General features: G+C 67.1%; 12 protein-coding genes. 8 read left to right on the forward strand and 4 right to left on the reverse strand.

What is annotated here, in order from left to right:
* Nucleotides 1-34 precede the first annotated feature (34 nt).
* Both exaC and glpK read left to right on the forward strand, forming a co-directional pair.
* On the forward strand, nucleotides 35-1,558 hold the full coding sequence (exaC, locus tag ACLBYA_RS29450; protein WP_447713019.1) for an acetaldehyde dehydrogenase ExaC: 1,524 nt from the start codon (nucleotides 35-37) through the stop codon (nucleotides 1,556-1,558).
* Nucleotides 1,559-1,682: 124 nt separating this feature from the next.
* Nucleotides 1,683-3,200, forward strand: a complete 1,518-nt coding sequence (glpK, locus tag ACLBYA_RS29455) for a glycerol kinase GlpK (RefSeq protein WP_447713020.1) — start codon at nucleotides 1,683-1,685, stop codon at nucleotides 3,198-3,200.
* A 71-nt stretch (nucleotides 3,201-3,271) separates the two neighbouring features.
* On the opposite strand, the gene ACLBYA_RS29460 is transcribed toward glpK, so the two are convergent.
* Complete coding sequence (locus ACLBYA_RS29460; RefSeq protein WP_447713021.1) at nucleotides 3,272-3,670, reverse strand: GlcG/HbpS family heme-binding protein; 399 nt, start codon at nucleotides 3,668-3,670, stop codon at nucleotides 3,272-3,274.
* A gap of 267 nt (nucleotides 3,671-3,937) precedes the next feature.
* Here ACLBYA_RS29460 and ACLBYA_RS29465 point away from each other — a divergent pair, with 267 nt between their 5' ends.
* Entirely contained in the window at nucleotides 3,938-4,651 is a 714-nt protein-coding gene (locus ACLBYA_RS29465; protein ID WP_447713022.1) for an MIP/aquaporin family protein, read from the forward strand.
* Between the two features lie 65 nt (nucleotides 4,652-4,716).
* Here ACLBYA_RS29465 and cobA read toward each other — a convergent pair whose 3' ends face one another.
* From cobA to ACLBYA_RS29480, 3 genes are all read right to left on the reverse strand, one after another.
* Entirely contained in the window at nucleotides 4,717-5,826 is a 1,110-nt protein-coding gene (gene cobA, locus ACLBYA_RS29470; protein WP_447713023.1) for a uroporphyrinogen-III C-methyltransferase, read from the reverse strand.
* Nucleotides 5,807-6,541, reverse strand: coding sequence for a helix-turn-helix domain-containing protein (locus tag ACLBYA_RS29475; protein WP_447713024.1), 735 nt, complete (start codon nucleotides 6,539-6,541; stop codon nucleotides 5,807-5,809). Before ACLBYA_RS29475 ends, cobA begins: the two co-directional genes overlap by 20 nt.
* Before the next feature lie 72 nt (nucleotides 6,542-6,613).
* Nucleotides 6,614-7,336, reverse strand: coding sequence for a (2Fe-2S)-binding protein (locus ACLBYA_RS29480; protein ID WP_447713025.1), 723 nt, complete (start codon nucleotides 7,334-7,336; stop codon nucleotides 6,614-6,616).
* A 252-nt stretch (nucleotides 7,337-7,588) separates the two neighbouring features.
* On the opposite strand from ACLBYA_RS29480, the gene ACLBYA_RS29485 reads away from it, so the two are divergent.
* Genes ACLBYA_RS29485 through ACLBYA_RS29505 form a run of 5 tightly spaced genes read left to right on the forward strand, consistent with a single transcriptional unit; the run spans nucleotide 7,589 to nucleotide 12,569 of the window.
* Nucleotides 7,589-8,017, forward strand: coding sequence for a diol dehydratase small subunit (locus ACLBYA_RS29485; protein ID WP_447713026.1), 429 nt, complete (start codon nucleotides 7,589-7,591; stop codon nucleotides 8,015-8,017).
* A gap of 10 nt (nucleotides 8,018-8,027) precedes the next feature.
* Entirely contained in the window at nucleotides 8,028-9,740 is a 1,713-nt protein-coding gene (locus ACLBYA_RS29490; protein ID WP_447713027.1) for a propanediol/glycerol family dehydratase large subunit, read from the forward strand.
* Between the two features lies 1 nt (nucleotide 9,741).
* Entirely contained in the window at nucleotides 9,742-10,314 is a 573-nt protein-coding gene (locus ACLBYA_RS29495; RefSeq protein ID WP_447713028.1) for a propanediol/glycerol family dehydratase medium subunit, read from the forward strand.
* Between the two features lie 28 nt (nucleotides 10,315-10,342).
* A complete protein-coding gene (locus tag ACLBYA_RS29500; RefSeq protein WP_447713029.1) occupies nucleotides 10,343-12,193 on the forward strand; it encodes a diol dehydratase reactivase subunit alpha in 1,851 nt (616 codons plus the stop codon).
* Nucleotides 12,186-12,569, forward strand: coding sequence for a glycerol dehydratase reactivase beta/small subunit family protein (locus tag ACLBYA_RS29505; RefSeq protein ID WP_447713030.1), 384 nt, complete (start codon nucleotides 12,186-12,188; stop codon nucleotides 12,567-12,569). The genes ACLBYA_RS29500 and ACLBYA_RS29505 overlap by 8 nt, the downstream gene beginning before the upstream one ends.
* Nucleotides 12,570-12,588: the final 19 nt, after the last annotated feature.

Genomic DNA, 12,588 nt, shown 5'->3' on the forward strand with positions numbered 1-12,588 from the left:
GACACACCCATGTGTCCGAACGCAGGAGATTCTCATGACTGTTTACGCACGGCCGGGTGCCGACGGCGCCTTGATGTCGTTCGACGCCCGCTATGACAACTACATCGGCGGCGAGTGGGTTGCCCCGAACGCCGGCCGGTACTTCGAGAACCGCACTCCCGTCACCGGTGAGGTGTTCTGCGAGGTCGCCCGCTCCGACGAATCCGATATCGAGAAGGCTCTCGACGCCGCGCATGCCGCCGCACCGGCCTGGGGCAAGACCTCGGCCACCGAGCGCGCGCTGATCCTCAACAAGATCGCCGACCGCATCGAGGAGAACCTCGAGTCCATCGCGCTGGCCGAGTCGTGGGACAACGGCAAGCCGATCCGCGAGACGCTGAACGCCGACATCCCGCTGGCCGTCGACCACTTCCGCTACTACGCCGGCGCGATCCGCGCCCAGGAAGGTTCGCTGTCGGAGATCGACAACGACACGGTCGCCTACCACTTCCATGAGCCCCTCGGCGTCGTCGGCCAGATCATCCCGTGGAACTTCCCGATCCTGATGGCCGTGTGGAAGCTGGCCCCGGCGCTCGCTGCCGGAAACGCCATCGTCCTCAAGCCGGCCGAGCAGACCCCGGTCTCGGTGCTCTACCTGTTCAAGGTGATCGGTGACCTGCTGCCCGCCGGTGTGGTCAACGTCGTCAACGGTTTCGGTGTCGAGGCGGGCAAGCCGCTGGCCTCGTCCAACCGGATCGCCAAGATCGCCTTCACCGGTGAGACCACCACCGGCCGGCTGATCATGCAGTACGCCAGCCAGAACCTGATCCCGGTGACGCTGGAACTCGGTGGCAAGAGCCCCAACATCTTCTTCAACGATGTGCTGGCCGCCAACGACGACTACCAGGACAAGGCGCTCGAGGGCTTCACCATGTTCGCCCTCAACCAGGGCGAGGTGTGCACCTGCCCGTCGCGCAGCCTGGTGCAGGCCGACATCTTCGACGAGTTCCTCGCCATGGCCGCCATCCGCACCAAGGCGGTGCGCCAGGGCGATCCGCTGGATACCGAGACGATGATCGGTGCGCAGGCCTCCAACGATCAGCTGGAGAAGATCCTGTCCTACATCGAGATCGGCAAGAGTGAGGGCGCCCAGGTCGTCACCGGTGGTGAGCGTGCCGAACTGGGTGGCGATCTCAGCGGTGGCTACTACGTGGCGCCGACGATCTTCACCGGCAACAACAAGATGCGCATCTTCCAGGAGGAGATCTTCGGACCGGTGGTCGCGGTGACGTCATTCAAGGATTACGACGACGCCATCGACCTGGCCAACGACACCCTCTACGGCCTGGGTGCCGGGGTCTGGAGCCGCGACGGCAACACCGCCTACCGTGCGGGTCGCGATATCAAGGCCGGCCGCGTGTGGACCAACTGCTACCACCAGTACCCGGCGCACGCCGCCTTCGGTGGTTACAAGCAGTCAGGTATCGGTCGGGAGAACCACCTGATGATGCTCGACCACTACCAGCAGACCAAGAACCTACTGGTGTCCTACAGCAACAAGGCGCAGGGCTTCTTCTGATCCCTTTCTGATCTCCGCGGACGTGAGCTTGGGACGAAACTCCCCCCGATCTCCGGCTCAAGCTCACGTCCGCGGCCCCTCTACCCTCAACTGAAAAGAACCCCTCTCGGCGTCAGGAGCAGCGTTGCCCAAATTCGTCGCGGCCATAGACCAAGGCACCACCAGCACCCGAGCGATGATCTTCGATCACGCAGGCGCGGAGGTGGGGCGCCACCAGCTCGAACACGAGCAGATCATGCCGCAGGCAGGCTGGGTGGAGCACAACCCCGTCGAGATCTGGGAACGCACCTCCTCGGTGCTGACCTCGGTGCTCAACAACACCAATCTCGGGTCCGATGACATTGTGGCCCTGGGGATCACGAATCAGCGCGAGACGACCCTGGTCTGGAACCGGCATACCGGGCGGCCGTACTACAACGCCATCGTGTGGCAGGACACCCGCACCGACCGGATCGCCTCGGCGCTGGACCGCGACCGCCGCGGCGACGTGATCCGGCGCAAGGCGGGTCTACCGCCGGCCACCTACTTCTCCGGCGGCAAGATCCAGTGGATCCTGGAGAACGTCGACGGTGTACGGGAAGCCGCCGAGGCCGGTGATGCGATCTTCGGCAACAGCGACTCCTGGGTGGTGTGGAACCTCACCGGCGGCCCGCGCGGCGGGGTGCACGTCACCGATGTCACCAACGCCAGCCGCACCATGCTGATGAACCTGGAAACCCTGGACTGGGACGACGAGTTGTTGTCCTTCTTCGGGATTCCGCGCCAGATGCTGCCGCAGATCCGGCCGTCGTCATCGCCGGAACCGTACGGGACCACCCTGGCCACCGGACCGATGGGCGGTGAGGTTCCGGTGACCGGCATCCTGGGCGATCAGCAGGCGGCCATGGTCGGCCAGGTGTGTCTGAAGGCCGGCGAGGCCAAGAACACCTACGGAACCGGAAACTTCTTGCTGCTCAACACCGGAGAGAAGATCGTCCGGTCTGAGAACGGCCTGCTGACCACGGTGTGCTATCAGTTCGGGGATGCCAAACCGGTGTACGCGCTGGAGGGTTCGATCGCGGTCACCGGCTCGGCGGTGCAATGGCTGCGCGACCAACTGGGCATCATCAGCGGTGCGGCGCAGAGCGAGTCGTTGGCGCGGCAGGTCGAGGACAACGGCGGGGTGTACTTCGTGCCGGCGTTCTCCGGACTGTTCGCGCCCTACTGGCGCTCCGATGCCCGCGGCGCCATCGTCGGGCTCAGCCGGTTCAACACCAACGCCCACGTGGCGCGCGCGACGCTGGAGGCGATCTGCTACCAGAGCCGCGACGTGGTCGATGCGATGGAAGCCGATTCCGGTGTGCACCTTGAGGTTTTGAAGGTGGACGGCGGGATCACCGCCAACGCACTGTGCATGCAGATCCAGGCCGATGTGCTCGGTGTCGACGTCGTCAAGCCGGTCGTCGCCGAGACCACCGCGTTGGGCGCGGCGTACGCGGCCGGGCTGGCGGTGGGGTACTGGGACAGTCCCGATGACCTGCGCGAGAACTGGCAGGAAGGCCGGCGCTGGTCGGCGCAGTGGGATGACGACAAGCGCACCGACGGTTATGCCGGTTGGCAGAAGGCCGTGCAGCGCACGCTGGACTGGGTCGACGTCTCCTAGATAGCACCGTTCCCGCCCTGCGGAAGGAGAGCCGCGGGGCGGGAACGGTTTTCGTGTGCGAGCCTACGCAGCTAGAGTGCCGCGACACCGGCCTCGGCGACGGAGACATCCTGCTCGACGCTGCCCGCGCTGACCCCGATGGCACCCACAACCACACCGTCGACCTCCAGCGGGATGCCGCCGCCGAAGATGACCAGGCCGCCGCAGGTCTGCTCCAGGCCGTAGAGCTCGGCACCCGGCTGCGCCAGTGGCATCAACGCGCTGGTGGGGGCATTCATCAGAATTGACGTGCGCGCCTTGCTGATCGAGATGTCGATGCTCGCCTTGATGGCGCCGTCCATGCGGGCGAATGCCACCAGATGACCGCCGTCGTCGACGACCGCGATGTTCATCGGCTGACCGATCGCGCCGGCCTTCTCGATGGCCGCATTGACGACCTTGGTTGCGCTGGACAGGCTGATGGCACTCATGGACGAACCTCTCGAATAGGTTTTCCCGCAACGAATTTTGACAATCGCGGGGGTGTACTGCCGCGGTATCGATCATAATCGGATTCCAGACGGCACAACAGGTGTTTGCCGCCGCCGGTAGAACCTGACCAAAAACTCACCCAAAGTCGTGACACGCCAACACCTCCGGCGAGTGTCCAACCGGGATCCACCCGATGTCCCGCAGTAACGCCCACAGCCACAAAGACTGTGCAGCAGCGTCTTTTGCCGAATGAGTTAGGTGGATCAGTGGCGAACATCGACATCTTCGTTTGGGAGTTCCTCGGCACGGCGGTGCTGTGTCTGCTGGGCAGCGGTTCTGTCGCCGCGGTGGTCCTGAAGAACTCGTTCTCCCATGGCGGCGGCGGTGATTGGATCGTCATCGTGCTCGGCTGGGGGTTCGCCGTGTTCACCGGCGCCAGCATCGCCGCACCGGCGGGCGCACATATCAACCCGGCGGTGACGTTCGCGGTGGCACTGTCCGGCGGTGTGCCGTGGGCGAGTGTGCCGGTCTACTGGGCGGCGCAGTTCCTGGGTGCCTTCGTCGGCGCCTCGCTGGCCTGGGCGGCGTTCAAACTGCAGTTCGACAAGATGGACGACAACTCCGGTACCCGCGGCATCTTCTGCACCTCACCCGCGGTGAAGAACACGCCGTGGAACATCATCACGGAGGTGATCGCCACCTTCGTGCTGATCCTCTGGATCCTGACCAACCCGGAGATCAACACGACCCTGGGTTATGCGGCGGTGTCGTTTGTCATCATCACCATCGGTTTCGGTCTCGGCGGGCCGACCGGCTACGCCATCAACCCGGCCCGCGATCTCGGGCCGCGGATCGCCTACGCCATCCTGCCCATCCCGGGTAAGGCGAAGGCCGACTGGGGTTACGCCTGGGTGCCTGTGGTGGCACCGCTGATCGGTGCGGGCCTGGCCGCCGGGCTGGTGCAGGTGTTGCCCGCCTGATAAGTGGCACCGGGCACCGCCGCCGCGAGCGACCCCAAAGGGTCACCCTCGGCGGCGTGTCTGCGTCAGGACACGGTCGCTCGCGCCACCTTCTGGGTGATCGCCCGGCCCGGTACGAACCCGGCTACCGCCCCGATCACCGTGGTGGCCGGCGGCCGGATCCCGGCGTTCGCGGCGGCCTCGGCGATGCCGACCAGATCGGCCCGGATCTCCTGCTGACCGGCGAGTGTGCCGTCGGCGATCACCGCCGCCGGGGTATCGGCCGGCATCCCGGCCTCGATCAGGGCGCGTGAGATCGGCTCCAGGTTGGCGACGGCCATCATCAGCACGATGGTGGTGTTGGCCAGTGCCAGCGCCGCATAGTTGACCGTGCACTCGGGGTGACCGGGCGGAACATGGCCTGAGACAACGGTGAAACCCTGGGTCAGGCCCCGATGGGTGACCGGGATCAGCGCGGATGCCGGTGCGGCGATGGACGAACTGACACCTGGGATCACCTCGACCGCGATACCGGCCCGCACACACTCGTCGATCTCCTCGCCGCCGCGGCCGAAGACGAAACCGTCCCCACCCTTGAGGCGCACCACGGTGCGGCCCGCGCGGGCGTTTTCGATCAGCATGGCGTTGATATCGCACTGCTCGGTGCGCCGGCCACCGGGGATCTTGGCGACATCGATGATGCGTGCCCGCGGGGCGATCTCACCCAGCGCGCCGACCGGGGCGAGGCGGTCGGTGACGATGACGTCGGCCCGGGCGATCGCATCACGACCGGCGAGGGTGAGCAGACCGGGGTCGCCCGGCCCGCCGCCGACGATGATCACCCGGCCGGATCCGGTGTTTGGGCGGACCGTCGGGCCGTCCGGTTCGATGCAGAACAATCTGTGTCCATCGACTGCGGCACGCTCGTCGGCGGTCAACTCTGCACAGTTGAACAGCACCGTGCCTGCGCCGAGTTCGTCGGCCCGGAAAGCGCGTGGCCGCAATGTGATCAGGCCACGTTGGGCCAGGTCGATCAGATAGCCGGTCGGCTGGTCGGCGAACAGGGTGACCGCCGCTCCGGCGTTCAGCAGGGCGCCGACAATCGTCGGGGCCCGCTCCGAAGAGCCCACGACGGCCACCGCGCGGCCACGGACGGGTAGCCGGACGGCGACCCCGTCAGCCATGGTCGCGCGCACGCAACACCGTGGCGACCAGTGCCGCGCGACTGTGTACCCCGAACTTGCTCTTGATGTTGTGCAGGTGGAACTTCACGGTGGCCTCCGAGATGAACAGCGCACCGGCGATCGCACGGTTGTCCAGACCGTCGACCAGCAGGTCGAGAACCTCCCGCTCGCGCCGGGTGAGTGATCCGGTGTGCCCCGGGTCGGCCTGTTCGCGGAGCTCGTCGATGACGGTTTCGGCGCTGCGGACGTCCAGGGTGCGGTGACCCTCCAGCATTCGCGCCACGGCAGCATGCAGCTCCGCCGAGGACGAGCGCCGGTCGACCACCGCGTCGGCGCCGGCCCAGATCAGCGGCAGCGCACGTTCCCGGGGGTCCTCGCCGTCGATGACGGCCAGCACCTTGGGGGTGGGATCCAGGGCCGACAGCCATATCGACAGATCCGACCCCGCCTCGGCTCCGACGACCAGCAGCTGCGGCCGCATGGGTGCCAGCACATCGGCCAGGCCCGGACCGTGCGCAAGATCACCGACCAGCCGGACCCCGGGCTCGGTGGACATCACATGGATCAGCCCGTGCCGGAGGAGCTCGTCGGTCATCACGAAGACCATCCGCAATGCGGCGGCTTCGATGAAAGATATTGGCCTGCTGATTGTTTCGATCGAATGATCGTCCTCGGCGGCGCTGCCATCCCGCTGGGTCGGTGCGTCGCGGGTCTGTGGCCAGCCCATGGTCAACTCCGTCCTGCTGCTGAGCGGCGAATGTTAGCGCGGTGAGCGTTGCACGGACGTTGCAACGGCGGGTTACGGCGAGGTCTGCGGAATCAGCACGCAGTCGCCGCACAATCCGCCGCCCGGGCCCTGGTAGTACAGGCAGCAGCTGTTGCGGCGGAAGCCGGCGGCTGTGAACGCGCCTGTCCCGGAGAGCGGTTCGGTGTCCAGTAGTGCGCGGATGAGCGCCCGGCCTGCGGATTCGTATGCCGGATGCGACATCGCCAGCACCGTCACCGCCCCGTTGGCGGCCGAGGTGAGATTGCCCAGCGTGACCTGGGACGAGAGCCCCACCAGCGTGTGTAGCCGGTCGCCGAGCTCGAGTAGGGCTCCGACCACCGTGTCGACGATGAACGGTGCGGCCGTCGCGGCGCCCACATCGACCCAGGCCGGCGAGCACACGGCGAACTGGGGGGCATGCCCGTCGGACGGCACCCAGCGAACCGACCCGAGGTCGAGCACCGGAGCGGCGCCGAGGCAGACGGCGGCCCCGATCACCGGTGAGAGCAGGCGGGCGGCGACACCCAGCTGAAACGACGAGGCCGCCATCCGGATCGGGATGCGGTCCGGGGGGGCGTCGGCGGACCGGGCGATCGCCGCGCGGGTCGCGGCGATATGGCCGTCGAGCACGGTGTCGGTGAAAAACTCTGTCAGAGAGCGTGATTGCCCGGGTACGTCGACGGTGAGTGCGAAATAACCGCCCAGGCTCGACAGCTCGGCCAGTCGGCCGGTGGTCGATGACGGGCTGTTGTTCATGATGTCTGCAGGTTAATCGGGTTCGGTGGGCCTCGACGACCGGACAGGCAGACCGGCGACCGGAACTGATCGACGGGCTAGTCCGGCTCTCGCCGAACGGTGGGGGCGGCCACTGGCCGGTGCGCCACCGCGCGACCGGCGCTGCAACGTTGTTGCAACGTGACGCGAGCCACAATGGCTGGACCGCGGCAACCCCGCGACACCGAAGTCAGGTGACCTCGCCTGTGGTCATCCCTCACCTGGGAGCTGTGTATGACAGAACCGACCCTCGATCCGACGGTGGACTACCCGTTGAGCCTGAACCGGCAGGATCTGCTGTTCACCCCCAACGGAAAACCCATTGCCGACATCACCATGGAGGCGGTGATGTCGGGCGACGTCACGGCCTCGGATCTGCGGATCACCCCGCAGACGCTGCGCCTGCAGGCGCAGATCGCCGAGAAGTCCGGCCGTAACCAATTGGGTTCCAACCTGCGCCGAGCGGCCGAGATGACCGCGATCAGCGACGAGCGGGTGCTGCAGATCTATAACGCTTTGCGTCCCAACGCATCCACCAAGGCGGAGCTCGACGCCATCGCCGAGGAACTCGAAACCCAGTACGGGGCCGACATGCTGGCCGGTCTCGTCCGTGAAGCCGCCGACGTCTACGAGCGTCGCGACATTTTGGCCGAGAGCGTTTAGGAGACAGGCGATGACTGCAGCAGCGGCGCACAACCCCACCGAGAAGCGACAGTCCGAGCGCACCAAGGTGCTCGAGGCGCGCCCGGTCAACCTCGACGGATTCGTCCAGGAATGGCCCGAGGTCGGCATGGTCGCCCTCGACAGCGAGTTCGACCCGGAGCCCAGCGTCAAGGTCGTCGACGGGGTGATCGTCGAGATGGACGGCCGCGCCCGTGCCGATTTCGACTTCCTCGACCAATTCATCGCGGACCACGCCATCGAGGTGGAAACCACCGAGGCGTCGATGGCGATTCCGGCTCAGGAGATCGCCGCCATGCTGGTCGACCCCCGGGTCACCCGCGACGAGGTGATCGCGGTGACCCGTGGTCTGACCCCGGCCAAACTGCTCGAGATCGTCAAGACGATGAACATCGTCGAGATCATGATGGGCATGCAGAAGATGCGGGCCCGCCGGACACCGGCCAACCAGGCGCATTGCACCAGCGCCCGGGACAACCCGCTGCAGGTCGCCTGCGAGGCCGCCGAGGCGTCGCTGCGTGGATTCTCCGAGGTCGAAACCACCCTCGGCGTCGTGCGTTACGCCCCGCTGGTCGCCATGGCGCTGCAGATCGGCAGCCAGGTCGGCACCGGCGGCCGGCTCACCCAGTGTGCGCTGGAAGAGGCCACCGAGCTGGAACTGGGCATGCGCGGTATCACCGCCTACGCCGAGACGATCTCCGTCTACGGAACCGAGTCGGTGTTCGTCGACGGTGACGACACCCCGTACTCGAAGGCGTTCCTGGCCGCGGCCTATGCGTCGCGCGGTATCAAGATGAGGTTCACCTCGGGCACCGGCTCGGAGGTGCAGATGGGTAATGCCGAGGGCCGATCGATGCTCTACCTGGAGATCCGCTGCATCCTGGTCACCAAGGGCGCGGGTGTGCAGGGTCTGCAGAACGGCTCGATCTCCTGTATCGGCGTTCCCGGTGCGGTACCCGCGGGTATCCGCGCGGTGGCCGCCGAGAACCTGATCGCCTCGGCGGTGGACCTGGAGTGCGCCTCCGGTAACGACCAGTCGTTCTCGCATTCGCCGATGCGCCGCGTCGCGCGGCTGCTGCCGCAGCTCATGCCCGGCACCGACTTCATCACCTCGGGGTACTCGGCAACGCCCAACTACGACAACATGTTCGCCGGATCCAATGTGGACGCCGAGGACTTCGACGACTTCAACACCATCCAGCGTGACCTGCAGATCGACGGTGGTCTGCAGCACGTGAAGGAGGTCGACATCCTGGCCGCCCGGCACCGCGCGGGCAAGGCACTGCAGGCGGTGTTCCGGTACCTGGAGTTGCCGACGATCTCCGATGCCGAGATCGAGGCGGCGGTGTACGCGCACGGCAGCCGCGAGCTGATTCCGCGCGATGTGCTCGAAGACCTCAAGGGTGCCCAGCAGGTGATGGACCGTAATGTCACCGGCCTGGACCTGGTCAAGGCGCTGGAGTCGACCGGATTCGGTGATATCGCCGAGAACCTGTTGACCGTTCTGCGCCAGCGTGTTTCGGGTGACCTGCTGCAGACCTCGGCGATCATGACGCGCGATCTGCAGCCGCTGTCGGCGGTCAACGATCGCAACGACTACGCGGGCCCGGGCACCGGTTACCGGCCGTCGGGGGCGCGGTGGGAAGAGATGAAACGCCTGCGGCACGTCACCAGCGCGGAGAACCCGGAAGTAGAGGTGGACTGAAATGTCGGACAGAACACTCACATTCGCGCAGGAGAAGCAAGCCGAACCGGGCAAGCGCACCGACGAGGTGCTCGTCGGGGTCTCGCCGGCGTTCGCCGACTTCTTCAGCCAGACCATCACCGGGCTCTCACATGCCGACGTGATCCGCCAGATCCTGGCCGGTATCGAGGAGCAGGAGGTGTCGGCCCGTGTCGTGCGGATCCGGCACAGCAGTGACCTCGCCGTCGTCGCGCACACCGCGGCCAAGCTGTCGGGCTCCGGTATCGCGATCGGCCTGCTCTCGCGCGGCACCACCATGATCCACCAGCGTGACCTGCCGCGGCTGTCCAGCCTGGAGCTGTTCCCGCAGTGCCCGCTGATGACGCTGGAGACCTACCGTCAGGTCGGCTCGAATGCTGCGCAGTACGCCAAAGGTGAGTCACCGGAACCGGTTCCGACGCTCAACGACCAGATGGCCCGCCCGCGCTGGCAGGCCAAGGCGGCGCTGCTGCACCTGAAGGAGACCGAGCAGATCGTCAAGGGAGCCAAGCCGGTCGAGGTGGTACCGCAGTTCGAGCAGGCGCTGGCGACCTGATGGCCGGCACGCCGATGAAGAACGCCCGATGAAGAACGTTGTCGGTGTCGACATCGGCAACTCGACGACGGAGGCCAGCGCGGCGACCGTCGGCGCCGACGGCTCGGTGCAGTTCTGCGGGGCGGCCCTGGCTCCCACCACCGGGGTCAAGGGCACCCCGCGCAATGTCGACGGTGTCGCCGACGTCGTCGAACGCTGTTTGCGGCTGGCCGGTATCGGCATCGGGGATCTGGACATCGTGCTGCTCAACGAGGCCACCCCGGTGATCAGTGGGATGGCGATGGAGACCATCACCGAGACCATCATCACCGAGTCGACGATGATCGGGCACGACCCGCGCACCCCCGGCGGGCGTGGTCTCGGTGTCGGCAGAACCGTCGCCTTCGCTGCGCTGCCGGAAATTGCCGGGACACAACCGATCATCGTGGTCGTGCCCAAGGGTGTGGACTTCGACGAGGTCGCCGCCGCCATCAACGCCGCGACCCGGCGCGGGGTCGCGGTCGCCGGGGCGATCCTGGCCAACGATGACGCGGTGCTGGTGGTCAACCGGCTCGATGCGGTGATCCCGGTGATCGACGAGGTGTCGCGCATCGATGCCGTACCGCTGGACATGCTCGCCGCGGTCGAGGTGGCCGGACCCGCCCAGTCGATCCGCACCCTGTCCAACGCCTACGGCCTGGCGACGATCTTCGATCTCGATGCGGCCGCCACCAGGGTGGTGTCCCCGGTGGCCCGGGCGTTGACCGGTAACCGATCCGCGGTGGTGGTCCGCACGCCGGCCGGCGATGTCGCCGACCGCACCATCCCGGCGGGTTCGCTGGAGCTCAACGGCGAGAGCCGGCGCGCCACCGTCGACGTCTCGCGCGGGGCCGTGGAGATCATGGCCGCCGTCGAGCGGGTCAGCCCGCTGGCCGATGTCAACGGTGAGGCAGGCACCAACACCGGCGGCATGATCGCCAACGTGCGCCAGAGCATGGCCGAACTGTCCCACCATGCCGTCGCCGACGTCCATATCAAGGACCTGCTGGCGGTCGACACCTTTGTGCCGCAAGAGGTTCGCGGCGGGGTGGCCGGTGAGGTGGCACTGGAGAACGCCGTGGCGCTGGCCGCCATGGTGCGCACCCGGGAGAGCGGTATGCAGGCGGTGGCCACCGCCGTCGCCGACCGGCTGCGCGCCGCCGGCGCCGAATCGGTCCAGGTGGTTGTCGGTGGGGTGGAGGCCGAGATGGCGGTGCTTGGCGCGCTGACCACCCCCGGCACCGACAAACCGCTGGTGGTGCTCGATCTTGGTGGGGGATCCACCGACGCCGCGCTGCTGGAGCCCGACGGTTCGATCGATGCCGTGCACCTGGCCGGTGCGGGGGACCTGGTGACCAAACTCATCGACGCCGAACTGGGCCTGGACAACCTGGAACTGGCCGAGGACATCAAACGGTTCCCACTCGGCAAGGCCGAGAGTTTCTTCCATGTCCGGTTGGAGAACGGCACCGTCCAGTTCTTCGAAAAGCCGCTACCGGCAACGGCATTTGCCCGAGTGGTCACCCTGGAAGGGTCGGTGCTGAACCCGATTCCGGGCCGCCAGTCGATGGAGCGCATCGCGATGGTGCGCCGCACCGCCAAGGAGCGCATCTTCGTGGTGAACGCGCTGCGTGCACTGCGGTCCGTCGCACCCGGCGGCGATCTGCGCCAGATCGGGTTCGTGGTGCTGCTCGGCGGGTGTGCCCTCGATTTTGAGATCCCCGATCAGATCGCCGACGCGCTGGCGCCGTACGGGATCGTCTGCGGTACAGGAAATGTGCGCGGCACCGAGGGGCCGCGTAATGCCGTCGCCACCGGGCTGGTGGCCGCGCACGCCGTGAGACCGGGTGCCGGTGGCTGAGGGGAGCGGCGGGGGGTTCCGGCTGCGCGGCGGGGCGCCCGCCCGGCCGGCGATCATCGTGTTCAGCGGCGGCGCCGATCAGGTGGTGCGGGAAGTGCTGGCCGGTATCGAGGAAGAGGGCGTCCCGCGGGAGGCGCATATCGTCACCGATCCGGCGGGGGCCGCGGAGTTGGCGATCCGGGCGGCCGGACAGTCGCCGCTGCAGGTCGGGGTGGGCATCGGTGCCGCGGGTGAGGTGAGTGTCTGCCATGCCAAGCTTGAGCAGCCGGTTTTCGAGCTGACTGCCGGTGCGGCACCCATCCTGATGCGCACCCTGGGACACAACGCCGCCCGCATGGTGGCGGGTCTGCCGCTGCGAACGCTCGCCACCGACTGAATTCCGCCCCGCCGGAGGC

The sequence above is a fragment of the Mycobacterium sp. C31M genome (assembly GCF_053345865.1).

Bases quoted from the DNA above. Each gene is read 5' to 3' on its own strand.
- exaC (WP_447713019.1), top strand. From the start codon at position 35: ATGACTGTTTACGCACGGCCGGGTGCCGACGGCGCCTTGATGTCGTTC.
- ACLBYA_RS29460 (WP_447713021.1), bottom strand. From the start codon at position 3,670: ATGAGTGCCATCAGCCTGTCCAGCGCAACCAAGGTCGTCAATGCGGCC.
- ACLBYA_RS29475 (WP_447713024.1), bottom strand. From the start codon at position 6,541: ATGGGCTGGCCACAGACCCGCGACGCACCGACCCAGCGGGATGGCAGC.
- ACLBYA_RS29480 (WP_447713025.1), bottom strand. From the start codon at position 7,336: ATGAACAACAGCCCGTCATCGACCACCGGCCGACTGGCCGAGCTGTCG.
- ACLBYA_RS29485 (WP_447713026.1), top strand. From the start codon at position 7,589: ATGACAGAACCGACCCTCGATCCGACGGTGGACTACCCGTTGAGCCTG.
- ACLBYA_RS29490 (WP_447713027.1), top strand. From the start codon at position 8,028: ATGACTGCAGCAGCGGCGCACAACCCCACCGAGAAGCGACAGTCCGAG.
- ACLBYA_RS29495 (WP_447713028.1), top strand. From the start codon at position 9,742: ATGTCGGACAGAACACTCACATTCGCGCAGGAGAAGCAAGCCGAACCG.
- ACLBYA_RS29500 (WP_447713029.1), top strand. From the start codon at position 10,343: ATGAAGAACGTTGTCGGTGTCGACATCGGCAACTCGACGACGGAGGCC.